Here is a 25,879-nt window from a genome sequence, read left to right as displayed (position 1 = left end):
GCGATTTCATTATGGCAGTACAGATAGAAACAAGCAATAAATTTTTAAACTACATAAACGGGGAGTGGGTTGCTTCGAATACAAATGAAGTAATGACAAATATCAACCCTGCTAATACCGATGATGTAGTTGGACAAGTTCAAAAGTCCTCAAGAGAAGACTTGGATAAAGCAGTAGCAGCTGCAAAACCTGCAAAAAAGGAATGGAGAGATTTAGCAGGCGCAGAAAGAGGCCAGTACCTTTATAAAGCAGCTGATGTTCTTGAAAGCCGTATAGAAGAAGTTGCACAATGCATGACCAGGGAAATGGGGAAGACCTTTCCAGAGGCGAAAGGGGAAACAGCTCGCGGTGTAGCTATCCTCCGCTATTATGCAGGGGAGGGCATGAGAAAAGTGGGTGATGTGATCCCATCCTCTGATAATGATGCTTTAATGTTTACGACAAGAGACCCATTGGGTGTGGTCGGTGTTATTACTCCATGGAATTTTCCTGTTGCTATTCCAATGTGGAAAATGGCACCTGCCCTGATTTATGGAAACACGGTAGTGCTCAAGCCTGCTTCGGAAGCTGCTGTAACATGTGCAAAGATTTTTGAATGCTTTCAAGAAGCTGGATTGCCGGCTGGCGTTGCAAATATGATAACTGGTCCAGGTTCTGTCATCGGACAGGGGTTAGCAGAACACCCGGATGTTAGTGGAATCACCTTTACCGGCTCTAACACCGTTGGTAAAAACATTGGCCAAATCGCTCTTGCCCGCGGCGCCAAATATCAGCTGGAAATGGGCGGAAAAAACCCGGTAATTGTAGCCGAAGATGCTGATCTTGACCTTGCTGTTGAAGCGACAATCAGCGGCGGGCTTCGTTCTACAGGCCAAAAATGTACTGCGACAAGCCGTGTGATTGTACAAAGCGACGTGTATGAAGTGTTCAAAGAAAAACTTGTAGCTAAAGTAAAAGAGATCCGTGTTGGCGATGGCTTGCAGGATGGTGTCTGGATGGGGCCAAGCGTAAGCGAATCCCAATTGAATACAGTGCTATCCTATATAGAAAAGGGAAAAGAAGAGGGAGAACTCCTCTGTGGTGGGAAAAGACTTTCAGGTGAAGAATATGATAAAGGATATTTCGTGGCACCGACTGTATTTGATGGTATAACCTCTGATGCAACGATTGCACAGGAAGAAATCTTTGGTCCGGTCCTTGCACTTATGAAAGTGGATGAAATGGAAGAGGCAATTGAACTTGCGAATGATGTGGAGTATGGATTAAGCGCATCAATTTTCACGACAAATATCCAAAAAATGCTTTCCTTCATTGATGATATGGATGCTGGTCTTGTACGTGTCAATGCAGAAAGTGCCGGGGTGGAACTGCAAGCACCATTTGGTGGCATGAAACAATCTAGCTCCCATTCCCGAGAGCAAGGGGAAGCGGCTAAAGAATTTTTTACCTCTATCAAGACAGTGTTTGTGAAGTAACCAGATATTCATCCCCCTTTATACCAATTAACGTATAAGGGGACATTCAAAAAAGGAATTTGAAAGCGTTTTATACTGCGATTTTGGTTCTGAAATGAAGGAATTGGATGTTTATCATATCAAATTTCCCAATATTGGGATAGTTAAATTAAATAAAGTGAAGAGGTGTTTAAATGAAAAAATTATTGATGTTTTTGGCAGTATTCTTGATGGCTGGGATTCTAGCTGCTTGCGGGTCCGATTCAGAAGAGGCATCAGGTGATACAAATGATGGAGAGGAAGAAGCCAGTGTTGATCTGAACAGAATAAGGGTGCTGATCGGTTCTACCTCAACAGGCGGTGACACATATCAGATTGCGGACGCTACTAGCAGACACACAGAAGAGGCATTAGGTACCAACATGAAAGTGGATGCTGTGGGTGCACTCCGGGCATTTGATGAATTGAGGAAAGCGGATGACGATGGAAGCACGATCATGTTTTTCCATGATATGGCATACCTGGGGGTGGAATACGGAACGTTTGGTGAAGAAGATGCATTGGAAAACTGGACGATTGGCCCCGTTGTTGCAACTAATCCAGGTAATGCATTTTTAACCAAAGGAGATGCCCCATATAACACCATGGCTGAATCCGCGGAATGGCTAGCAGAAAATCCGGATGAAACGATTACAGTGGCTATTGAGTCTGGTGGTGTATCAGAAGTTGTGTTTAACGGGTATTACCTGTGGGTGGAAGAAGAATATGGAACGGAAGTATCTGACCGTATCCGCGCATATGTTACAGGATCCCAGCAGGATAAAAACCAGGCATTATGGGATGGGAATGCTGACATTATCCATGGTTCTATTGGTGCAAATAACGAATACACCCAGAATGGCGTAGAGGACAATATCAAGATGAAATTCCTGGGAATTACAGCTGATGAAAGAGTAGAAGGTTTTGACATACCTACATTTGCAGAGCAGGGAATTACAGTAAACGGCAATGAGTTTGTCTTTAATAAGGAATTCTTCTTCCTGATGCCGGAAAATGTCGACCAGAATTTTGCAACGTCTCTGGACAATGCCATTGCAGAGGTCGCTGAAAATCCGGATTATGCAGAAGACTTAAAAACAAATACCTATGTTGTTAATCACATGCCAGCAGCAGAAGCAGAAGAATACTTATTAGAGAAGAGGGAAAATTTCCGCTATATTATCGAAAATGCGCCAAACTTGGATGAAATAGCGCAGTAGAGTGGTGAAAGGGGAGGGTGTCTAACGAGGCAGCCCCCCATATTCTTGGAAGGAAGGTGAGGATATGACGGATTTCTTCACAATTGAATTATCTTATAGCAACTATCATCTCATTTTTCCAAAAATTATTGCAAGTATTCTTATAATGATAGGTATTGTTCTTTTAGTAACTAGTCTGATAAAAAAATGGAAGGCAAAAAAATTAAGATTCCAATTTAAATTTTTTTCCGAGAACTACGATAAAGTTAAGATTTACGGAACAATTATTTTACTGATTGTATATGTATTAACGCTTGAAATAATTGGTTTTGTTCCGGCCAGTATTATTTTTATGGTTTTAGTAACGCTTCTGTATATCGGAAATATAAAGAAAAAATCTATTACTGTTTCTATCACAAATTCGTTGGCAACAACCATAGTTATTTGGTATGTGTTCGGCCAGTTGTTTGATATCACTTTACCATAAGGAGGGGAAATCGATGCCTATCTTTGAAATACTTACTCCGATGTCTGTCCTATTATGTTTTTTTGGTGTATTTATGGGCATTATTATGGGTGCTATTCCTGGGATGACTGCTACGATGGCTATAGCTATTTTTTTGCCCCTTACATATGCCTTGGATATGATTGACTCTATTGGTCTGTTGATTGGTTTGTACGTTGGAGGGATCAGCGGTGGGTTAGTACCGGCAATTTTGCTAAATATCCCTGGTACGCCTTCCTCTCTTTGTACAACCTTTGATGGATATCCGATGACCCAAAAAGGGGAAGCAGAAAAGGCATTAAAAGTAGGGATAACAGCATCCATTATTGGGGGGTTCTTCAGTTTAACCGTTTTATATTTCTTTGCACCGATGCTATCATCTGTTGCCATTAACTTCTCTGCAGTGGAAAAGTTTTTGATTATTGTTTTTGCTTTAACGGTGATTGCATCCATTTCGAAAGGGAGCCTGCTTGGGGGGATTTTCAGCGGTCTCTTAGGGATGTTTATCAGCTTGATTGGTACATTTACGGATAATAACCAAATGCGTCTGGTACCGCCGGGCTTTGAAGATGAATTAGTCTATGGTTTTGCCCTGCTGCCTGTTTTAATTGGTTTGTTTGCTATTGGGCAATTGCTGCAGGAGGCTGAAGAAGGAATGAAAGCTGCTCCACATCAGCGGATTGATCTTCAAAAGGGAAAAGATAAGAACAATAAGTTTAGTTTTAAAATATTTAAAAATCAAAAGGTCAATGTTATTCGTTCTTCTCTCCTCGGTACTTTTATAGGGGTACTCCCAGGCGTAGGCGGTAGTGCTGCTTCGATTACAGCTTATTCACAGACCAAAAACTTCTCAAAAAATCCGGAGAAATTGGGGACAGGTGAACCAGAAGGTGTCATTGCCAGTGAGGCCTCCAACAATGGTTTAATTGGCGGTGCCTTAGTACCCCTTCTTTCCCTGGGAATTCCAGGGGATAGTACGACGGCTATTCTGATCGGTGCATTTTTATTACAGGGAATTCAAGTCGGGCCACTGTTCATCACCTCAAATCCTGATTTATGGAATGGAATCGTATTCGCGTTAATCATTGCAAATATCGTGATGTTCATCCTGATGTTTTTTTCCATCAAATATTTTGCGAAGATCGTTTTTATCCCAAAATATGTGATCTTCCCAATTATCGTTGTAGCTTGCGTGGTTGGTTCCTATGCTATTAATAACGGTGTCATGTTTGATGTATGGACATTATTATTATTTGGGTTATTGGGTTATATTTTTCCTAAAATTGGGGTGCAAATTCCATCATTTTTGATCGGCTTCATCTTAGGGGCAGAGGCTGAAAAATATTTTATTGATAGTTTAAAAGGCAGTGGGGGAGATTTAAGCATCTTTTTCACGAATGGACCTATTGCAATAGTGCTATGGGTATTGATTCTCGGCTCTGTGATCTATGCCATTATGGATAGCCGCAAAGCGAAAAAAGCGGATGTATATTAGTGTAATTTGATTCGGGATCTTAATCAGGAAAGAATAGGAGAGGTAATTTATGCAATCAGAGACAAAAATAAAGAATGAAACACCGACATTGGTTGATCTGTCTGTATATACCGTTGCAGGAAAAGATAGTATGTTGCTTAATTTAAGCGGCGCCCATGGACCGTATTTCACAAGAAATGTCGTTATTCTCAAAGATAATAGTGGTCAGGTCGGTGTGGGTGAGGTTCCAGGAGGAGAAAGAATCCGCAAAACATTGGAGGATGCGAAAGCACTGGTGATGGGTGAATCCATTGGCAACTATAAAAACATTTTGAAGAAGGTAAGAGAAACATTCGCAGAAAGGGATGCGCACGGACGGGGACTGCAGACCTTTGACTTAAGGGTTGCGATTCACGCGGTAACCGCATTGGAAGCTGCGTTATTGGACCTGCTGGGTAAATATTTGAATGTGCCTGTAGCGGCCCTGCTTGGAGATGGCCAGCAGCGATCAGAAGTGGACACTCTGGGCTATTTGTTTTATGTTGGCGACCGCAACAAAACAGATCTGCCGTATTCAAGTGAACCAAATGCAATTGATGACTGGTCCCGTCTGCGGCATGAAGAAGCATTAAGCCCAGAAGCAGTCGTCCGGTTAGCCGAAGCTGCTTATGAACGTTACGGTTTTCGTGACTTTAAGCTTAAAGGGGGCGTTTTGCGCGGAGAAGAGGAGATCGAAGCAGTTACTGCGCTAGCTGAAAGATTTCCGGATGCTCGAATTACTTTAGACCCAAATGGTGCTTGGTCATTGCAGGAAGCAATCAAACTCTGTAAAGACCAGCATGATGTATTAGCATATGCGGAGGACCCATGCGGCGCGGAAGATGGATTTTCTGCTCGGGAAGTTTTGAATGAATTCAGAAAAGCAACCGGCCTGCCCACTGCAACAAATATGGTTGCAACAGACTGGCGGCAAATGGGTCATGCGATTCAACTACAGGCTGTGGATATCCCGCTTGCCGACCCGCATTTCTGGACAATGTCAGGATCAGTAAGAGTTGCGCAGATGTGCAATGATTGGGGACTCACCTGGGGATCTCATTCCAATAATCATTTTGATATTTCGCTGGCGATGTTTACACATGTAGCTGCAGCGGCTCCTGGAGACATTACTGCAATTGATACCCATTGGATCTGGCAGGAAGGCCAGTCTTTAACAAAAGATCCACTTCAAATTGCTGACGGGAAAATTAAAGTACCGGAAAAACCTGGGCTAGGTATTGAAATTGATATAGAACAAATCGAAGCGGCTCATCATGTATATAAAAAGATGGGACTTGATGCAAGAGATGACTCCGTCGCGATGCAGTATTTGATTCCGGATTGGGAGTTTGATAATAAGCGTCCTTGTCTTGTAAGGTAATAAGTATTAAAGTTATCGTCGTCAAATGACGATAACTTTAATTAGTAGATAGGAAAGTATAAAACTCTCCTACTGCATAAGTGCGAGCTTTGGCTTTCACCATATGGGGAAAGCCTTAGTTTTCTAATATCACTGATAGGAGGTTAATTGTTTTCGGACAAACAGGTACAGTTATAGGGTGAATAACCCAATACCTCAATCTTCATCCTTACTGTAAATCCCAAACTTACGAGGATATATATCGAGTTCAGGATCATAACAATTAACATACGGCTCATCTGGCTTCTTAACCATCGATTGACTCCAAGGTGGTGTGGTTTCTCCAATATCTGCCGTGTCCTCTGGCATACGAATGCCAAATCGCTTTCGGGTTATCTTTTCCACCTTATATGTCAATTCCTGCCCTAATTGAAGACTTTTGAATGACCATTTTTCCACGTTTTTACTGATCATCTTTTGCGCAGCATCAGCACCCTCAGATTCAAGCAGTGTTAGATACTTTTCTTCCAATTCTTTTCGTTCGTTGAGCATTTTCATTTCAAGGCTCTCCATGCTTCCAGTGATACGGTTTAAGAAGAGTTCAGGATGTTCACTTGTAAAATACAGCAGTCGTTTAAATTCGCGAGTTGCATAACGCGTGGCTTCTTGCATTGCATAATCCGGACTTAATGGTTCCGAATCGGAGTATTTGGTCAGATACCGGTGCTGCACAAATTCAGGCGGCACTGCTGAAGGTTTCGTAACAATTGGAATTGGAACATATGGTGTAGTGACTGCTCCTGTGACGGCAACCCAAAGTGTTTGCAAATCCTTATGAACATGAGGGCGTATATGGGCAACCTGACCGTAGCCTGCCTGGTCATTGGACCAGCGTGGATCCCTTACTAGTGCAAGCATATCTTCAAGGGACATCGGAAGTAATGTTAGAAGTTCATCCTCGCGTTCTGGTGGTATCCGCATTGCGGTGAAGTGATCCTCTTCCTTGTCTACACCTATCCCTGGAAATGGCACTCCATACACATCCTGTAAGTTTAAATAGTCAGAGTCATCCTGCTCAGGGTTCCGCCATCCTTGTTCCCTGGCGAAGTCAACAATGTTATCTGATCCCATATAGTCATCATTGTTTTTAAAATCAACAGGAAAATCATGAATATAACCTGGATAGGAGACACGCACATCATTGGGGCCGAGGCGTTCTGCTGCCCATAACCCTTGGCCGCCAGCAAATTCAATCATCACCCACCCCTCATTCTCATCGGCAAAAAGATGGGAATTGCCTCCATATGTTGCATATCCATACGCATTGATTAGCCCGCCGGTGATTTCCACTGCTTCACGAGCTGTGGTTGCGCGCTCCATTGCAATACGTGCGAGATCACTATAATTCAGTCCTCTTTGTGGTTCAGGTGTCATATCTATTAATTCCTGCCGCGAATCGGACCAAACATCACGCCCAGCTACTCCATGTTCGTTTAATCCACCATTTGTTAACGGCGGAGGAAAACCGAGAAATTCTGAGTAGGTGGAACTGATGTATTTGTACGTGTTTCTATCCTGGGGAATGGTGATCAGTTCTCCAGGCAAATTTGCTGCCTCCGTCACCCCGACTTGAATTCTTGATCCCGCTGGATGATTCTGCGCTGGCACAATATCTATCCAGTGGCTGGATGGTTCATGACCAAATCCACCGAGTAGTGTTGAGCCATCCTTTGTTAAATTTTTGCCTACATAAAAAGCGATACTCATATTTACGGACTCCTTTTCTAATAGCATTAGTCATTATCCTATGTAGTCCATACAAATAGAGTTAATAGAAATTTTTATGCAGAAATAAATAAGTATAAGGACCGCAATTGAACAGAAACACACAGAATATATTCTTGGGAAGAACTGCCAAAACTCAATCCAATACAAGAGGAGTAGAAGACAAAAGAATTTGGGGCAACTATAGCATCCCCTTTTACCCCTGGTAATTTGAATCAAACGTAGTCTTTTCATTTGATTCAAATCACCAGGTCAGCAAGCGTAGCGCGGTAGGCTTTACTGAGCTAGAGGATTGATTACTATTTAAAACTAAAGTAATTAAATGCGAACGATATTGACAAACACCGTCTTTGTTTTTAGGCAGTGCGTTTGTTTACGAAAATCCAATAACATATTGAAAGATTTAATATTGACGTACCGATTAAATATAACTCAAAATCCAATCACTTTCTTTGTCTCCTGCTGCACTTCAGGTGAGGCTTTAACAATAAGACTGCCACCCACACAAATGATGAGGTTTACCAAAAGCCCCCAGACACCGCTGTAAATACCGAGTGGTGTCAGTCCGGTGAATGTCATAAATGATGCAACGACAGAACCTATCAGCATTCCTGCAAAGACAGGTTTTGAATGCAACCCCTTCCAGTACAGTCCCAGTATGATAGCCGGAGCCAGTTGAATGAGTATCTCCAGTTTCAGTACAAATATATCAAACAATGTAGCAGGAGGATACCAGGCAAGGATGAGCAATACAACCACGAAAAAGATGCCGACTACTTTTCCAACCTTGATCTCCTTTTTTTCTGAAGCTTTTTTATTAATAAATCTTCCATAAATATCCCTTGAAACAATAGAAGACATGGAAAGAACGATAGAGTCAGCGGTAGAAATGATAGCAGCTACAATGCCGCCGAATAATATAATCATGGCCCAGTAGAATATAAGATGCTGTGAAGCAAGCATATTTGCCATGATACCGACTAAATTTTCCGATTCCATTGTGCCCAGTCCTGGCACTGCATTGATACCGATAATACCTATTAGAAAAACCAAGCCGGTCGTGAAAAATGGCATCCAGGCCATACCGATGAATGACTTTTTCAAGGTATTTACACTCTTGGCAGCAAAAATCCGTTGTATGGAGTGAGGATATATTGCTGCTCCGATGGATGCGAGTATCAGCATACTAAGCCAACCATTTATTCCTGTCATCTCAGGCACGCCCAGCAACTCAGGCGAATAGGCTTCCATATAATCTGCTGAGGTAGGCAGTCCTCCAAAGTAGATGATGGATCCTATCACAAGAACAAACACACCAACAAGAAGTGCGATTCCCTGCATGGTATCTGTGTATGCTACCGCTCGCATGCCACCCAGCCAGCTGTATATAAGCATGATGACCACGAAGAACAATACGGCAAACTGGTAAGGCACAGTTCCTCCTGTTAACCCTGAGACACCTTGCCCTATTGCAACCAGTTGCTCAAGAAGAAAGTTACCTAAGGCAAAAAGCATAATAAATGCCCCTAATATTGCGATAGGTGTATAATTAAAACGCTTTTGCAGCCAATCTACAGGGGTAATAAAATTAAACTTTTTACTCAGTGCATATAACCTTGGTGCAAATATTAAATACACCATAATGACAAGAATCATAAAGGTAATGGATTGAATCCATTCAAATCCAATACGATATCCTTGTGGAGCGTAACCGACAATCGTATTTCCACTATATTGAGAGGCGTAAAAAGTGAAAAAAAGTACAAACACGCTCAATTCCTTACCGCCAAGATAGTACTCTACATTGCTATCTCTAATATTTCGGTTTTTCAAATATGTAGCAAAACCGATCCCCAGCATGAGAAGCCCGTAAATCACCAAAATCAGTATACCAGACCAGCCGCCAAACGCTAATTCTTGTTCCAAGGTGAATTCTCCTCTCCATCTGAATCGTCTTCGTCCGTTATCCATAAGTTTTTAATGGCAAATGTGAGTGTAGCCGAGATGGCAATGGATACGATAAGAACAATCCAGGCCCAGTAAGGGATGCCATATATAAGTGGTTCATAGCTTCCGGCTGGTAAATACCAAGGGAAGGATAATAAAAATAATATTCCAAGTACTATCCATAGTTTTTTTGATTTAATCGGTTCTCGAATAAATTTCATATATTATATTTCTCCTTCTCTGTACGGATTCATATAAACTGGTCTATGTTTCTCATGTGCCAATATTTCATTTTCAACACGCATCGTCAGATCAATATCATCAATTCCTTTCAAAAACTTCATTCGTGTATGCGGATCAATGTCAAAATGAATGGGGTCATGAAAGTCACTTTTTATTCGTTGATTTTCCAAGTCTATGCTTAAAGTGAATCCGGGATTTTTTTCTTCAAAGGAAAACAATTTTTTTATTACATTCTCTTCAAGTTCGATTAATAATAACCCATTTTTACTGCTGTTATTTTTAAAAATATCAGCAAATGATGGAGAGATAATCGCACGAAATCCGTAATCATACAATGCCCATACAGCATTTTCACGTGATGATCCACAACCGAAATTCTCCCCTGTTAAAAGGATTGTTGCGTTTTCATACGCTTTTTGATTTAATACGAAGTCTTCATTTAAACTTCCATCATGATTGAATCTCCAGTAATGCATTAGATTATTTCCATAACCTGTTCGCTCAAGACGTTTCAGAAATTCAGTGGGTATAATGATATCCGTATCGATATTCGTTTGATTTATCGGGACAGTAGACCCAGTGTATGTTATAAATGGTTTCATAAGCTTTCCACCGCTTTCTTAAATTCCCAATTTCTTATATCTGTAAAATGTCCTTTTATTGCTGCCGCAGCTGCCATTGCAGGACTGACCAAATGTGTCATTGCCCCTTGACCTTGGCGACCTTCAAAATTCCTGTTTGAAGTAGAAGCGACTCTTTCTCCTTCTTCTGCCATATCCGGATTCATTCCTGGACACATACTGCATCCGGGTTCTCTCCACTGGAAACCTGCATTTATAAATATTTTATCGATACCTTCCGATTCGGCACGTCTCATGACATGATAAGAGCCGGGGACTACCAGCGCGTTAATAGTGTCAGCCACATGATACCCTTCTATGATTTTAGCAGCACTGCGTAAATCTTCTATTCTGGCATTAGTACATGACCCTATAAACACTTTGTCAATATTTATATCACTCATTTTTATTAGCGGTTTCAAATTCATGTATTCTAACGCAGATTCGGCAGTTGCTTTTGCAATTGAATCCGAAATAGTGGATGGTTCAGGAACAGTATCACTAATTGATGTAACCTGTCCGGGATTGGTTCCCCAGGTAACTTGTGGTTCCAAATTTTCTATATGAATCGTAATCTCTTTATCATAGACTGCATCTTCATCAGTGTATAAGGATTTCCAGTCTTCTAAAGCTTGGTCCCATGTACCTCCTTTAGGTGCGAATTTTCGGTCTTTTAAGTATTCAAATGTTTTCTGATCTGGAGCTATCATCCCCGAACGTGCTCCAGCTTCAAGAATCATATTACAGATGGTCATTCTCTCTTCCATAGACATGGCTTCTACCGTACTACCGGTAAATTCTACGATATAACCGGCTCCACCTTTTGTGCCGATTTCATGGATGACCTTCAAAATTATATCTTTAGCAGTAATTTCGTTAGGTTTTTCGCCCTCAATTTTAATGTTCATCGTTTTTGGTTTATTCTGTGGAAGTGTCTGTGTTGTAAGTACATGGGTGATTTCACTTGATCCAATACCGAATGCCAACGCTCCGAAAGCTCCATGTGTTGATGTATGACTATCCCCGCAAACAATTGTTTTACCGGGAGTTGTTAATCCTAATTCAGGCCCTATGATATGAACGATACCGTTATCAGGATGATCCAAATCATAGACTGTAACCCCAAATTTATTACAATTTTTGATTAATGCTTCCACTTGTTTTTTGCCAGGAGATCTCTAATATTTTCACGATCCTTGGTTGGTACATTGTGGTCAGCGCTCGCAAAGGTTAAATCCGGTCGTCTTACTGTTCTACCTTGTTCTCTTAAACGAGAAAATGCCTGGGGAGAAGTGACATCATGTATTAAATGCAAGTCGATAAAAAGCAATGGTTGTTCTAAATTTGACTCAATGATATGCCTTTCCCAGACTTTTTCGAATAAAGTTTTTCCACCCAATTATTTTTCCTCCTTGAAAATTATAGTGATATTGATAGAAGGTTTCTTATTCCCATACCATGCGTTTATTGTAGTATTAATTTTTATTTGCCTTTCTTTCAGTGAAAATTTCTTTCCATTTGAGAAAATCTCTCTCAATGTGCAGTTTCATAGTCTTTTCTGCTTGTTCCTGATCACCTTTTATTATTGCATCAACAATATCTGCATGCTCTTTTGTAAAAGCATCTTTTCGTGTGTAATCACCTAAGAGTACATTGCGTGTGTAACTGGATTTACCAAGAATTAATTGCATGATCTGAATGAGCTGTTTGTTATTTGAACTTAAAACAATGTGTTTATGAAAGGCTGAATTTAGTTTGGCTATTTCGCTGTTGGATGCTCCATTTTTAAGCGCCAACTCTGTATTATCAAGGATTTCAACCAATTCTTTCTTGCCGCTGTCTGTACTATTTAAAGCAGCAAGACCAGCTCCGAATGGTTCCATTTTTTCACGGCATAGATAAACATCCTCTGCATCCTCAAAAGTTGGATCATATACGTATATGTGTACACCTTTTTGAACTAGAAGTCCCTCGTGGATCAAAAGTCTTATTGCTTCTCTTACAGGTCCCCGGCTCACGCCAAGTTGTGTTGCTAAAGACGTTTCGGTAAGGTTCTCCCCAGGTGAGTAAACATTCTCCAGTAAATTTTTTTGAATTTGTTTATAGGCTTGGATGTGGAAAGGTTCTGATTTTACGAGCATAGTAATTGACTCACCTCCATGTTTTTTGAAAGGGTTTTCAATATTGTAAGTTGTTATCTGTATTTTGTCAACAGCGTAAAGTAAAAATTTATTTAGATTTAACAAAATATTTTAAGGTGCTTGCATTTTTGAAATATTACTGTTAGACTTTTTGTAAGTTGTAAACTGTTAACAATTTATAATGTATAGAAGGATTTATCAGCAAAACTTACCTTGAATAATGAATGGTGACAGCTTATTTTACCTCTTACGTTTTTTGAAAGGGTTTACAAATGATGTAAAGGGGTTATTTATGGCTGAAATTATAGAGGAATTTAAAAATATTCCTACCACGTGCATTGCAGATGCTTTAAACACTGACAGTTTACTTAACGGAGATATCAAACCATTGGATAACAAGTATAAATTTGCAGGAAAAGCATTCACAGTAAATATAGAAGCAGGGGATGTTTCTTCAATATTCAAGGCTGCTACGCTGATAAATGCGATGATATTTTAATAATTGATGCAAAAGGAGATAGAAGTAAAGCAGTAATGGGAGACTTTATACTCGGGGTACTCAAGAAGATGGGAGTAGGCGCTGTCGTTATAAATGGAGTAATCCGTGATATCCAGGATGTTAAAGCATGGAATATCCCCGTTTACGGCAAAGGCACAACAGCGGCTGCAGGAAAAATTGGTAACAAAGGTGAGGTGAATGTTCCTATTACAATCGAAGGCATCGTTATTCAACCCGGGGATATTGTTGTAGGTGATGCGGATGGGGTGATTGTTGTTCCTCAAGATAATCAACAAAGCATACTATCAAAGTCATTAGAATTTGTGGCCAAGGATAAAAAGCGTGATGAAATTCTTACTGGTAGTAAAGAATCAATTAAAGAATATATAAATTCTATTCTTTCGACGAAGGAAGAATTGAATTGAATAATACATTTTACCTAGGGGGATTACTTTGTGAATAGTAAAGTAAATATTACTGACGTTACAGGTAGAGACGGCTTTCAAATGGAAAAGAAGTGGATTGAAACCCAAGATAAAGTTGGGATTATGAACGCTATCATAGAAGCTGGTGTAAAAAGAATTGAAGCGACGTCATTTGTTTCTCCAAAAGCAGTACCCCAATTACAGGATGCAAGGCAGGTAATCGAGGGGCTGCAGCGTGAGAATATTGACGTAATTGCTTTAGTACCTAATTTAAAAGGTGCCGAGTTTGCTATAGATGCCAATGTGGATGAAATCAATGTTGTCGTTTCTGTCAGTGAAACACATAATAGAAAAAATGTAAATAAAACGGTGGAAGAATCAATCCTGACGATTGGTGAAATTAATAAACTTGCCATAGACAATGGCAAGAAGGTTAATGTTGGTTTGGGTACCACATTCGGCTGCCCGTTTGAAGGATTATATGAAGTAGAAAAAGTGGTTGATGTTATAAAAAGTTTGAAAGAAGAAGGAGTAGACAGCTTTATCCTCGCAGACACCACAGGGATGGCCAATCCTTTACAAGTCACTCATTTTGTGAAAACGGTTAATAAGCTTTTCCCGGAAGATCATTTTGGTTTACATTTACACAATACACGAGGCATGGGATTGGCTAATTTATACGCCGGATATGAAGCAGGTATTAGAGATTTTGATGCTGCACTTGGCGGAATCGGAGGATGTCCGTTTGCACCAGGCGCAACGGGTAATGTTTGTTTGGAAGACATCGTTCATATGTTTGAGTTAATGGGGGTTCCTACAGGCATTCATGTACGTGATTTAATGAATACCGCGAAAGATTTGGAAAAATTACTGGGTTATAAGTTGCCCGGTCAAATTATGAAAGCTGGATTATCAACTGATACCCATGAATCCTAACAATATGAAAGGAGCATTCCTATGACTGAAAAAGATTTAAGAGAAAATCAACCACTGAAAGGAATAAAAGTATTAGAATTCGGTTCATTTATTGCAGCACCATTTTGCACAAGGCTAATGGCGGATTTTGGTGCAGAAGTGATTAAAATTGAATCTCCGACCACTGGTGACCCGTTAAGAAATTGGGGGTTGGCAAAATACGAAGGAAAATCCCTTTGGTGGCCAATTCAGGCTAGAAATAAAAAGTGTATTACATTGAATTTAAAAGAAGATGAAGGAACAGAAATTGTTAAAAAACTGGTAAAAGAAGTAGATATTGTCGTGGAGAATTTCCGTCCAGGTACGATGGAGAGATGGGGGATTGGTTACGATGACTTAAAAGAAATAAATCCTTCCATAATAATGGTGCGTATCTCAGGTTTTGGACAAACCGGCCCTTATAAAGATAAAGCCGGTTTCGGAAGTGTTGGGGAATCAATAGGTGGACTACGGTATGTAACAGGTTATCCCGACAGACCCCCTACCCGAATTGGCGTAGCTATTGGTGATTCGCTTACTGCGATGTTTGGGGTTATCGGTGCGCTTATGGCATTGCATCACCGTGATAAGAGTCCTGACAAAGAGGGGCAATTTATAGATGCCGCTTTATATGAATCTGTTTTTGCCGTCATGGAAAGTAGTTTAACAGAATACATGAAAGTTGGTGCTGTCAGGGAAAGAACCGGCACCTTCTTGCCAAGTGTAGCGCCATCTAATAATTACCCAACAAAAGGTGGAGAATGGATTGTAATAGGGGCTAATTCAGATAATATTTTCAAAAGGTTAACCAAAGTAATGGGCATGGAAGAACTTGCAGAGGATGAACGGTTTGCCACGCATAATGCACGAGGGGAAAACCAGGAAGAAATAGACAAAATCATATCGAATTGGACGATTAAGCAAGATATGAATGATATTGTAAGTACATTGGATGAAGCCGGCGTACCTGCTGGAGGTATCTATAGTGTTGAAGACATTGCCAATGATGTTCACTACCATGCAAGGGATATGATTTTAAAGGTAATGGACAAACAAATGGGTGAATTATATATGCCGGGAGTTGTCCCTAAAATGAGTGGAACACCTGGAGAAGTTAAATGGACCGGCCCTGAATTAGGTGAACATAATACGGAAATATATAAAGATTTATTGAATATAGGTGATGATCAATATACTGAGTTAAAAGAGAGAGGGGTTATTTAGAGTTTCTATAGAGGTCAAATTGTGAGAGACAACTATAATTTGAGAATAATCCTGTTTTATAGGCTCAGGCTACAAAGGTTTGGAAAAGATAATGCTACGTTTGATTAAGCACAATATTCACTACTTGTAGATTGGTTTAATTAATGTAAGCTTTTAACTAAAAAAGGCTGGGACAAAATCCCAGTAAATGAAAGCGTGGTGCCCCACATGAATTGGTGAAGGTACCACGCTTATTTTTACTTTTATATTTTAGTAAAAAAAGATGCCATCGGATAAAATTAAAGTAATGACAATAAGTAGGTGATCAGGTGTATATACCAAGAATGATACCATCTAGGAAGTATGGAACAATTGTGAACCGGCAATCATTTTTTAGTAATTCATTTATTTTGGGATATTTATTCACAGCCAACTCCATCGCGATCTCTATCTAGGTGTGTCCCATAGCCTGGATCTCCTTCATATACAGGAGCTGCACCAGCATCTCTAGCCGCCGTACAATTTTCGTAATAAGTACTAGTGTTATTTGTTGTACTAGATGTAGAATCATCTGTAGGTGTAGTATTATTAGAACCTGCAGTGATTTGTAAATCTTCAACTTCCGTTTGTAGAGAAGCGTTTTCTTCTTCTAGCTCTTCTACTGTGGTAGTCAGATCTTCCTTTTCATTACTTAAACTATCTATTTCATCCTCTAATTCTTGTGTTTCCTCATTATGTTCTTCACTCTCACTCGTTAATGCATTGAGTTCATTTTGACTACTTTCCAGCTCATCTTCAACTTGTTCTTTATCTGATTGGATTTCTTCTACCTCTAGCTTTAGAGATTCATTTTCGTCTGTTAGTTCACTTATTTCATTTGTTAGTTCCTCGTTTTTTTGAATTTCTTCATCCAGTTGTGCAAGTGAGGAATCGTCGTAAATCTCAGTGCCAACAAGCATAAAAATGAATCCACCTATTAAAAGGGGATAGAACAACTTCTTTGATAGTTTTCTTTCTTTATTTTGAACTTTTTTGATAAAGTGGTATGTTAGATAAACAAAAGAAGCCATGAATGCAACAAAACCTAAGACTAATAGTATCATAGAATAGAATTATGCCTCCCTCTTGAACAACTGATGTTAGGGCGGTTTTATTTCCCGCCCACTCATTCAACCAATGTAGCCTCCACAATATAACGATCGGGTGCATACCCGATATAATCAAATGGATAACATGTTGTCAGCGTCAATGTTGGCTCCTCTTTTTCGACAATAACCGTCCGATCATCGGCATCGGTAATCCATGTCTTATTGATTTCATATTCAAAGGTCTCCCCGTCGTAATGGACTTCTAGTGTATCACCTTGACCTAGCTCATCTAGCCCGGTAAAGACAGTGTCGCGATGCCCGGAAAGTACTGTGTGCCCGCCTTCGCGATTTGGAACGGTTGTCCATTCACTCACATACATCCCAACACCTTGATCGAGGGTACGCTCATCCGCTCCCCAATACGTTGTAAAACGCTTATCCATAGCCGGAATATCTAGTTTTGCTATCTCTGAGCCTTTTTCTATATCAAAATTGAGCGTTGATGGATCGACTGTTACTTCACTTTTTTCGGGAATATGCTTTTCAGCTGTATCAACGGCTGCAGCTTCTGCCTTCTCCGGAATTTCCTGAACGGATTGTGTTGCCTGAAAATAATTCCAACCGCTGTAAGCAACAACAATGAAACCAATCACAAACAAGAGCAGCGATAATTTACGGATCATTGGACTTTCCTCCCTTATATGAGAGAAAGGCAGACGATCGGATCGCCTGCCTTAAATTTTACTGACGCTTGCGCAAACCAAGTGCACCAAGTGCCATAGCTCCTAAACCACCTAGGATGCCAAGCGGTAACGCTGTTGCAGTGTCTGGTAGCTCGCCACCTTCTTCATCAGATGATGTTGATTCATCTGTCGTTGCAGCATCATCGGATGATGTAGTATCTTCTTCAGAGGAAGTAGATTCATCCGATGCTTCCTCGGATACTTCTTCTGATTCGTTATCATTTTCGGATGCATCATTGCTGGAAGAAGTAGAATCTCCATAATCATAGGTTTCACATGCTTCTTCATCGTTATCTCTATCCAATCCATCTGGATCATTTGGATCTGCATCGAAGTGTTCCTGAGCTTCTGCTTGTGAGTCAAAATCCTCGCAGTTCAAATTGTCCGCAGCAAAGACCGATTGAGCTGTACCGAACATAAAAAGAACTGAAAGCAAAACTGCCAATGTTAAACGTGTTCCTTTCATTTTGTTACACCCCCCTAAATATTATTTAAAAAAGTAGCAGTTACAAGATGATTCTACTATTACTAAAATCTACTATTTAATGTAACTACTAGACTCACTGTAACATAATGGTAATAATTTTGTAAAATTTTCTGTATGTTTAAAAAGAGAGTGAAGGGTCGTACTTCTATTAGAAATTAATTCTTTACTTCAACTGCCATTCTCCAGTTCATTAAAACTACCTAGGCGGAACCCCGTTGATAATGCAACTAGTTCATGCTTAATTTATATTTAGCTATTCATTTAAATTACAACGTGTGTAATCTGCTTGTTAATTATTTTAGTAGAAAAAATTTATTGGGCTATATATCCTCCAGCAACCACTAACTCGGCTCCTGTCTGAGAATCTAGATTCATCGGACCCTAGATAGACTATGGCATAGCGACTTATAGAACATTAAAATTTTCCTTCCTTGATTATAGAATAATCTTATAAAGAATATTAAAATTCCTTATTTCTCCTTTTTATTAACATCTATTATGCTTAAAAATAGAAGTTTCATATAAAGGTTGATTATCATGGGGAGTTGATAACTTGGAAAAACCAATAGTAAAGCAAGAACTTCAAAAAGAAGCCCATTTCTTAATAAAAATACTGCCTGGGTTGTTTCTGTGTTTGGTTGTCATGTTTTTGGGGATTTATGGTGCTGAACTTATTGGGTATTTAATGATCCAAGCGGGTTTATTATCTGAAGGAAGTCAAACGCCAGTTTCTGGAATCTTTGTTGCCATTATAATTGGGATTATTATTCGCAATACGGTCAGCCTGTCAGATGTTTATGCCCAAGGAATTTCTTTTTCAATGAAATACGTATTGCGTGCTGGGATTATTCTGCTGGGTTTGAGGCTTAGTTTGATGGAAGCATTGAAGCTTGGAGCGTTTGGGATACCGCTAATTGTGGCGTGTATTTCAGTGGGTTTGTTTATAACACTATATTTGACGAATAAAATGAAGCAATCCATGCGACTTGGAACTTTGATCGCAAGTGGAACCGGAATTTGTGGTGTGACTGCGATTATGGCTACATCTCCTGTAATAAAAGCTAAAGAGGATGAAATTTCCTATGCCGTTGCCAACATTACGATATTCGGTTTAACTGGAATGATGCTGTATCCGTTTTTGGCCAATTTTTTATTTGTGGATGATCCGATTAAAGCGGGTTTGTTCTTAGGAACAGCTATCCATGACACAGCTCAGGTGACAGGAGCTGCATTAATGTATGACCAGTTTTTCCAAACACAGGCAGTTGTCGAGACAGCGACTGTTACGAAATTAACGAGGAATTTATTTATCATTGCTATTATTCCATTTTTATCGTATTTATTTTTTAATCATACAAGGAAGAAAGATGGTGAGAATGGCAAAGGGGAGGCTGCTTTGCCGAAGTGGTATACTTTTATCCCTTTGTTTGTTATTGGCTTTTTGCTTCTTTCCGTTGTACGGACGATTGGTGATGCTACGACAGAAAATACAGGAAATGCCTTTGGATTTTTCGCTCAAGATACATGGGAAGGTATTTATACCAATCTCAGTTCATTCGGGACTACATATCTCCTTGGAATGGCGATGGCAGGGGTCGGCTTGTCCACTAACTTTAAAATGTTTAAAGGAATCGGAATTAGGCCATTTTATATAGGGTTTACTGCAGCGGTGGCAGTAGGGGTTGTGAGTGTTGTTTTGATTTCTTTGTTTGGTGGGTTTGTTAGCGTTTAATTTTATTGGAGGAACGACGGATGGTTAGTTAATCAACAAAATTACCTTCTCATTTTCTGAAAAATTTGCTATTCTTAACCTTAAATAATTAAGAAGGGAATTTGACACATGCAATTAAACCATCAAAGTTCTGTCCCATTACATGTACAATTAAAGATTATTATCGAAAGACAAATAGCATACGGGGAACTTAAGGGAAAAATTCCGAGTGAACGCAATTTTAGGCAAGAATATGACGTCAGCCGAAGCACAGTTCGTGAGGCTGTTAAACTTCTGGTTCGGGAAGGTATTTTGCAGAAAAGGCCCGGTAGCGGAACTTTTGTTTCATTAAAACCAATCCATCAATGGCTTGGGACTCTTACCAGTACCACGGAGGCCATCAGGAAAATGGGCATGAAGCCAGGGGCGAAATTAATCCATCATTATAAAATGACTCCATCTGCCTCTATTCAAAAAAAGACCGGATTTAAAAAAGCTCATTTTATAAAAAGAGTCCGGTATGCGGATGATATACCAATTGGCTTGGAATGTCATTATTACCCTGTTGCTATTGGGGAGGCGCTTGCCCAATATGATTTAAACGATGCCACACTTTATGAGATTGAAGAAAAAGAACTCGGTATTTTGTTTGCTGAAGCGAATCAAACGATTGGTAGTGGAATTATATCAGATGAGGATGCCCTACTTTTGGATATACCAGCACAGTCGGCTGTTCTTATTGCTGAACGAACTATTAAAGACGAGGAAGGGAGTATGATTGAACTGGAAAAAGCGTATTACCGCAGTGATATGTATAATTTTCAAATAAATTTATCTCGCAAATTTGGTTGAGTCATACGTTTTCCAACTTTTATCTGATACATTACGTTTCGGTCTGTTGCCCAGTCGATGCCGGGGTTTATAAGAAATAATTATTAAATTTATTATTATTTCAAATCACTCAATTTACTAAATAGTATTGAAATAAATTTAACAAAACCGTATAATAACCTTAAATCAAATTAAAGTGGTACGGACGTCCTGATGAGTCATGTGCTAGTTCTTCTTTATTTTGCGGAGATTGGAGTGATTTTTATGATCGTTGGTGTTCCAAGAGAAGTGAAAAATGAAAAGCGTGTTGCTTTGACTCCGTCTGGTGATACTACATTCACAACTGCGGGCAACCAGGCATTAATTGAATTTTCAGCCGTGTATGGAAGCGGTTTCCATTAGGAGGAATATCTGACTGCGAGGGCTGGCTCATGATGATTCAACCTATGTAAAGCATGGCGTGCTGCATGGTTGTGACATATGAATCAGTTGCCAAAACACACAACATGAATTCTAAGCCAATTACGGATGTTTTGATGAGTAAACCAGTCTCTTCTTGATTCGGAAAAAAATCCAAAGAAATGGGGGAGAAATATGAAACCAGAAGTGGAGATGAAAAAGGCAGGAACAGAAAATGAATCGCATCTTTGGAACGCCATGCATAAATACAATCCAAACGCAAAAGCAACAGTGGCCGTTTCCGGAGAGGGTTCGTGGTTTACAGATGAAGAAGGGAATAAGTATCTCGACGGGGTGTCCGGACTATGGTGCTTGAATCTCGGATATGGAAGGCAGGAAATCGTTGATGCTGCTGCAGAACAGATGAAAAAGCTTTCGTATTTTCCATTAACCATGAATCATCAGCCGGCCATTCAATTAGCCAACAAAATTAGTATATTGCTCGGGGCAGAATATCAGACATTTTTCTCCAATAGTGGGTCAGAGGCAAATGAAACGGCATTTAAAATAGCCCGGCAATATCACATGCAAACAGGAAATCCCGGCAAATATAAATTCATTTCCCGCTATCGGGGATACCATGGATCAACACTTGGTGCAATGAGCGCGACAGCACAGGCCAGCCGCCGGGTCAAATATGATCCATCTGCGCCGGGTTTCCTGCATGTTGCACCACCATACAGTTACCGGTCGTTATTTTCAGGAACGCCTGAGGAAAAAGATTTACGAGCGGCTGATGAATTAGAGGAAATGATTCGGTGGGAAGGCGAGGAGACGGTGGCAGCATTCATTATGGAGCCATTCATTTCCGGCGGTGGTGTAATTATACCATCCATGAAATACATTCAGCGCGTTCAAGATATTTGCAAGAAGTACCATGTATTACTCATTATGGATGAAGTCGTGTCCGGCTTTGGACGTACCGGGAAAACGTTTGGATTTAACCATGCTGATGGGGTCCAGCCAGATATTGTAACCATGGCGAAAGGACTGACAAGTGGCTATCTGCCGCTTGGTGCAACAGCAGTAAAAGGTGAAATCCATGAGGCGTTTAAAAAAGAAGGAAAAGACAATCATTTTCGTCATGTATCGACCTATGGCGGACATCCTGCAGCTTGTGCAGTTGCATTGAAGAATATTGAGATTATCGAAAAAGAAAACATTGTGAACCGGGTGAAATCACTGGGAGATGAAAAACTGCTTGAATTAAGTAATCTGAAAAGTCATGAAAATGTTGGGGAAGTAAGGCAAGCAGGATTTTTGCTTGGATTAGAAATGGTAGAGGACAAGGAGACGAAGGAACCTTTAGCAGACGATAAGATGGGAGAAATCGTCGGTAAATGTAAACAAAACGGCCTGATTATTGGCAAAAACGGGGATACTGTTCCGAACGGAAATAACATCCTTATTATCGCCCCGCCGCTTACTAGTACAGAAGAAGATCTTGACTTTATCATTGCAACAGTTCAGTCTGTCATCCACACGATGTAGAAACTAATGGTTGTCAAAAAAATGAATGGGAAGGTTGGACACGTGAATTACGAGCGCTTAAATACCTTTATCGCAGTCGCTGAGAAAAGTAATTTTTCAGAAGCTGCAAAAATGTTATATGTCACACAGCCAACGATTACATCACAGATTAAAGCATTGGAAGAAGAATTAGAGACAAAATTATTTGAACGGACAACAAAAAAAGTGGAAATGACCCAGTCAGCGAAAATACTGTTGAAGTATGCCAGAGAAATTGTACAAATGAATGATGCTGCCCGTAAAGAAATTAAACACATGGAAAGTCAAAGTTATGGTGACTTAAGAATGGGATGCAGTCTAACGATTGGCGAATATATTTTGCCACAGTTTCTCAATCAATTTAAGGAAACGTATCCTTTAATTCAACTACAGGTGAATATAGAAAACTCCCATTCCATTTTAGAAAGCATAAAGGCTCAAGTTATTGATGTAGGGTTAATTGAGAAACCCATACAGGATGTTCAAATTTGCGTAGAACCTTTTCTGGAAGATGAACTTGTTTTAATTGCAGCTCCTGGTTACTTTTCAGATAATGACTCGCATATTACGCTGGAACAAGTTCAGGAGTCCCCGCTTATTTTTCGGGAGGAGGGTTCAGGGACACGGTCCGTTGTCAACGATTATCTCAGGAATTCGGGTCTAACGGAGGATGATTTGCAGATTGTGATGGAACTGGGAAGTACGGAAGCGATTAAAGCAGCTGTTGAGTCAGGTCTGGGCGTATCTTTTATTTCAAAAAATACGATTAAAAAAGAACAAAAGTTGGGACTGTTAAAAGCTTATTCCATTACAAATTTAAAAATGAAACGTGATTTCTACATCGCATACCGGAAAAATCATGTACTAAAGTCAACGACGGATCTTTTTTTAGATACATTACGTAGTATTATGAAGGAAAGGGAAACGTTAATGGTTCAACCGTTAGCCGGTGATGATCATAAATATTAATTTTTATAGAGGAGGAATTAATTATGGTAAAACAAACGGAAGAAATGAAGCAGGCAGTTAATCAAAAACAGAAAATGACACCAAGTGAAGCAATCGTGGAAACTCTTGTGGCAGAAAACGTGAAAGAAGTTTACGGTATTGTGGGATCAGCGTTTATGGATATGCTGGATTTATTCCCAACGGCAGGAATTCGTTTTATTCCGGTGCGTCATGAGCAGAGTGCGGGTCATATGGCAGATGCCTACGAACGTGTTTCTGGGACAGCAGGCGTCATTGTTGGTCAGAATGGCCCGGGGATCACAAACATGGTTACATCGGTTGCAGCAGCAAATCAGGCACATAGTCCAATGGTAGTTATTTCACCGTCTGCCGGAACGAATTCAATCGGACTGGACGGTTTTCAAGAAGCGGATCAGGTATCTATTTTTGATAAAATTACAAAAGAAACGGTCCGCGTGACACACAAAAATCGTGTGGCTGATTGCCTGCGGACAGCTTTCCGGATTGCATATGCCGAGCGTGGTCCAGTATTATTCGATATTCCACGTGACTTGTTTTATGGTGAATTGGAAGACTATATTCTACAGCCAAATCAATATCGGGCAGATAAACGGGGAAGCGGTGATAAGCAGTCTATCGAAAGGGCAGTTGAACTGCTGAAGAATGCCAAAAAGCCGGCGATTATTTCCGGACGTGGTTCTGTTGATGCAGATGGTGTTGATTCTGTGGTTAAAATAGCCGAGCACTTAACTGCACCGGCAACTTGTGCCTATATGCATAATGATGCGTTTCCAGCGGACCATCCGTTAGCGGTGGGGCCGATCGGCTATATGGGATCCAAAGCAGCAATGTACAGCTTGCAAGAAGCAGATGTGGTGCTGGCAATTGGTACTCGTCTGTCACAATTCGGTACACTGCCATGCTATGATATCGATTATTTCCCGAAACAGGCAAAGATCATTCAAATTGATATTAATCCACGTCAAATAGGTCGAACTCATCCTGTTGAGGTTGGTATTATTGGGGATGCAAAAGAGGCAAGTGATGAAATTTATCAAGGGTTGCAAGCGGCCCTACCTTCCCCCGAAAAGGATAATGATCGAGTGAAGCTTGTAAGCAAACGCAAAGAAGAGTGGGAGCAGGAGCTGGTAGATTTGGCGATGGAAAGTGGCAATCCAATCAATCCACGCCGTGCTTTATTGGAAATGACAAAAGCGATGCCGGAAAACGCGATTGTTTCCTCTGATATCGGTAACGTTTCGTCGACAGCGAATGCTTATTTGAAATTCAACCAAACCCGTCGTCATATTGCAGCACTGACATTTGGCAATACTGGTTTTGCCTATCCAGCAGCACTTGGCGCACAGCTTGCGGAACCGGATGCCCCTGTGTTTGCAATCATCGGTGATGGTGCTTGGGGCATGAGCCTGCATGAAGTTAGTACAGCTGTTGAACAAAACATTCCAGTGGTGGCCTGTGTCTTCAATAATAAAGCATGGGCAGCTGAAAAGAAAAACCAGGTCGATTACTATGATGATCGTTATGTCGGTTCTAATATTGAAGCACCGGAATTTGCTGAAGTGGCCAAATCAATGGGAGCGCTTGGATATACCATTGATAAAGCGGAAGATATAGTTCCTGCGATAGAAGAGGTATTGAAAAAGCGGAAACCAGCTGTATTAAATATTTATGTTGATGGTACACAGCTTGCACCACCATTTCGTAAAGATGCCTTGAAGATGCCTACACGTTTATTGGATAAATATAAGCATCTAGATTATAGTGTGTGGGGAAAATAGTGTAATTGGGAGCTCTCTGTCTGATTGGCAGAGGGCTTTTTGAAATAACTTTCATAATAAAATGATCGCACGACGCACTTTAAAAAAATTATTTCCTTTTTGATAAGAAATCTGTCTTCTATATGTAAAACTATCACACCTTTAAACGTTCTCAGGCAGTTCTAATACGTTGTTTTATTATAAAAAGTTATATACCTTATAAAAAATTACGATTTTAACATTTTTAGAAAATTATTGATTTATTAAGAGAATATGTTTAAATAATATTACATACTAACTGGTAGGGTCTACATGATGAAAAGGCTATGGTGATGGAATGATTAATAAGAATGCCTGCTTCATATTCAGATTAGTAGTTTCCTTAAAAGGAAAATGAGGGAGGGTGTCTATAAAAAA

General features: G+C 40.1%; 23 protein-coding genes and 1 pseudogene. 15 read left to right on the top strand and 9 right to left on the bottom strand.

All coding sequences use genetic code 11. The features are described 5' to 3' along the window. The first annotated feature begins 11 nt into the window (after positions 1-11). The 5 genes from gucD to gudD all read left to right on the top strand — a co-directional run bounded on the left by gucD (position 12) and on the right by gudD (position 6,091). On the top strand, positions 12-1,475 hold the full coding sequence (gene gucD / locus KFZ58_RS15205; protein WP_235792137.1) for an alpha-ketoglutaric semialdehyde dehydrogenase GucD: 1,464 nt from the start codon (positions 12-14) through the stop codon (positions 1,473-1,475). Between the two features lie 173 nt (positions 1,476-1,648). Then, positions 1,649-2,713, top strand: a complete 1,065-nt coding sequence (locus KFZ58_RS15200; protein WP_235792136.1) for a tripartite tricarboxylate transporter substrate-binding protein — start codon at positions 1,649-1,651, stop codon at positions 2,711-2,713. Between the two features lie 64 nt (positions 2,714-2,777). Further along, complete coding sequence (locus KFZ58_RS15195) at positions 2,778-3,179, top strand: tripartite tricarboxylate transporter TctB family protein (protein ID WP_235792135.1); 402 nt, start codon at positions 2,778-2,780, stop codon at positions 3,177-3,179. 13 nt (positions 3,180-3,192) lie between these two features. Next, a complete protein-coding gene (locus tag KFZ58_RS15190; RefSeq protein ID WP_235792134.1) occupies positions 3,193-4,692 on the top strand; it encodes a tripartite tricarboxylate transporter permease in 1,500 nt (499 codons plus the stop codon). A 49-nt stretch (positions 4,693-4,741) separates the two neighbouring features. Further along, positions 4,742-6,091 (top strand): glucarate dehydratase, encoded by a 1,350-nt coding sequence (gene gudD / locus KFZ58_RS15185; protein ID WP_235792133.1) that lies wholly within the window; start codon positions 4,742-4,744, stop codon positions 6,089-6,091. Between the two features lie 195 nt (positions 6,092-6,286). Here gudD and KFZ58_RS15180 read toward each other — a convergent pair whose 3' ends face one another. From KFZ58_RS15180 to KFZ58_RS15155, 6 genes and pseudogenes are all read right to left on the bottom strand, one after another. Next, positions 6,287-7,837 carry a C69 family dipeptidase gene (locus KFZ58_RS15180; RefSeq protein WP_235792132.1) on the bottom strand — a complete coding sequence of 517 codons (1,551 nt, stop codon included), beginning with the start codon at positions 7,835-7,837 and terminating at the stop codon, positions 6,287-6,289. A 450-nt stretch (positions 7,838-8,287) separates the two neighbouring features. After that, complete coding sequence (locus KFZ58_RS15175) at positions 8,288-9,781, bottom strand: sodium:solute symporter family protein (protein ID WP_235792131.1); 1,494 nt, start codon at positions 9,779-9,781, stop codon at positions 8,288-8,290. Further along, on the bottom strand, positions 9,766-10,023 hold the full coding sequence (locus tag KFZ58_RS15170; RefSeq protein WP_235792130.1) for a hypothetical protein: 258 nt from the start codon (positions 10,021-10,023) through the stop codon (positions 9,766-9,768). Before KFZ58_RS15170 ends, KFZ58_RS15175 begins: the two co-directional genes overlap by 16 nt. A 3-nt stretch (positions 10,024-10,026) precedes the next feature. Then, complete coding sequence (gene leuD, locus KFZ58_RS15165) at positions 10,027-10,647, bottom strand: 3-isopropylmalate dehydratase small subunit (RefSeq protein ID WP_235792129.1); 621 nt, start codon at positions 10,645-10,647, stop codon at positions 10,027-10,029. Further along, positions 10,644-12,064 (bottom strand): annotated as a pseudogene (leuC, locus tag KFZ58_RS15160) (3-isopropylmalate dehydratase large subunit). The gene leuD and the pseudogene leuC overlap by 4 nt, the downstream one beginning before the upstream one ends. 76 nt (positions 12,065-12,140) lie before the next feature. Further along, positions 12,141-12,806 carry a GntR family transcriptional regulator gene (locus tag KFZ58_RS15155; protein WP_235792128.1) on the bottom strand — a complete coding sequence of 222 codons (666 nt, stop codon included), beginning with the start codon at positions 12,804-12,806 and terminating at the stop codon, positions 12,141-12,143. 292 nt (positions 12,807-13,098) lie between these two features. On the opposite strand from KFZ58_RS15155, the gene KFZ58_RS15150 reads away from it, so the two are divergent. From KFZ58_RS15150 to KFZ58_RS15135, 4 genes are read left to right on the top strand one after another with little or no spacing between them, the layout of a single operon-like run. Beyond that, positions 13,099-13,305, top strand: coding sequence for an RraA family protein (locus KFZ58_RS15150; RefSeq protein ID WP_235792127.1), 207 nt, complete (start codon positions 13,099-13,101; stop codon positions 13,303-13,305). A gap of 35 nt (positions 13,306-13,340) precedes the next feature. Then, a complete protein-coding gene (locus tag KFZ58_RS15145; protein WP_235792126.1) occupies positions 13,341-13,730 on the top strand; it encodes an RraA family protein in 390 nt (129 codons plus the stop codon). Between the two features lie 30 nt (positions 13,731-13,760). Further along, positions 13,761-14,666 (top strand): hydroxymethylglutaryl-CoA lyase, encoded by a 906-nt coding sequence (locus KFZ58_RS15140; RefSeq protein ID WP_235792125.1) that lies wholly within the window; start codon positions 13,761-13,763, stop codon positions 14,664-14,666. 21 nt (positions 14,667-14,687) lie between these two features. Further along, positions 14,688-15,908, top strand: coding sequence for a CaiB/BaiF CoA transferase family protein (locus KFZ58_RS15135; protein WP_235792124.1), 1,221 nt, complete (start codon positions 14,688-14,690; stop codon positions 15,906-15,908). Between the two features lie 398 nt (positions 15,909-16,306). Here the strand turns inward: KFZ58_RS15135 and KFZ58_RS15130 are convergent, their stop codons facing one another. The 3 genes from KFZ58_RS15130 to KFZ58_RS15120 all read right to left on the bottom strand — a co-directional run bounded on the left by KFZ58_RS15130 (position 16,307) and on the right by KFZ58_RS15120 (position 18,184). Then, a complete protein-coding gene (locus tag KFZ58_RS15130) occupies positions 16,307-16,990 on the bottom strand; it encodes an excalibur calcium-binding domain-containing protein (RefSeq protein ID WP_235792123.1) in 684 nt (227 codons plus the stop codon). 62 nt (positions 16,991-17,052) lie between these two features. Then, positions 17,053-17,658 (bottom strand): class D sortase, LPxTATN-specific, encoded by a 606-nt coding sequence (gene srtD, locus KFZ58_RS15125; protein ID WP_235792122.1) that lies wholly within the window; start codon positions 17,656-17,658, stop codon positions 17,053-17,055. Between the two features lie 58 nt (positions 17,659-17,716). Further along, positions 17,717-18,184, bottom strand: a complete 468-nt coding sequence (locus KFZ58_RS15120) for a hypothetical protein (protein ID WP_235792121.1) — start codon at positions 18,182-18,184, stop codon at positions 17,717-17,719. 574 nt (positions 18,185-18,758) lie between these two features. On the opposite strand from KFZ58_RS15120, the gene KFZ58_RS15115 reads away from it, so the two are divergent. The 6 genes from KFZ58_RS15115 to xsc all read left to right on the top strand — a co-directional run bounded on the left by KFZ58_RS15115 (position 18,759) and on the right by xsc (position 25,483). Further along, a complete protein-coding gene (locus tag KFZ58_RS15115; protein WP_235792120.1) occupies positions 18,759-19,937 on the top strand; it encodes a YeiH family protein in 1,179 nt (392 codons plus the stop codon). A 108-nt stretch (positions 19,938-20,045) separates the two neighbouring features. Then, positions 20,046-20,768: a GntR family transcriptional regulator gene (locus KFZ58_RS15110; protein WP_235792119.1), complete on the top strand. Its 723-nt coding sequence runs from the start codon at positions 20,046-20,048 to the stop codon at positions 20,766-20,768. Positions 20,769-21,011: 243 nt separating this feature from the next. Continuing rightward, positions 21,012-21,149: a hypothetical protein gene (locus KFZ58_RS15105; protein ID WP_235792118.1), complete on the top strand. Its 138-nt coding sequence runs from the start codon at positions 21,012-21,014 to the stop codon at positions 21,147-21,149. 192 nt (positions 21,150-21,341) lie between these two features. Beyond that, positions 21,342-22,697 (top strand): aminotransferase, encoded by a 1,356-nt coding sequence (locus KFZ58_RS15100; protein ID WP_235792117.1) that lies wholly within the window; start codon positions 21,342-21,344, stop codon positions 22,695-22,697. A 6-nt stretch (positions 22,698-22,703) separates the two neighbouring features. Then, a complete protein-coding gene (locus KFZ58_RS15095; RefSeq protein WP_235792116.1) occupies positions 22,704-23,684 on the top strand; it encodes a selenium metabolism-associated LysR family transcriptional regulator in 981 nt (326 codons plus the stop codon). Between the two features lie 23 nt (positions 23,685-23,707). Further along, a complete protein-coding gene (xsc, locus tag KFZ58_RS15090; RefSeq protein WP_235792115.1) occupies positions 23,708-25,483 on the top strand; it encodes a sulfoacetaldehyde acetyltransferase in 1,776 nt (591 codons plus the stop codon). The last annotated feature ends 396 nt before the right edge of the window (positions 25,484-25,879 follow it).

This window comes from Virgibacillus sp. NKC19-16, assembly GCF_021560035.1.
Classification (GTDB): Bacteria; Bacillota; Bacilli; order Bacillales; family Amphibacillaceae; genus Virgibacillus_L; species Virgibacillus_L salidurans.
This window is presented reverse-complemented; position numbering and strand designations above follow the sequence as displayed.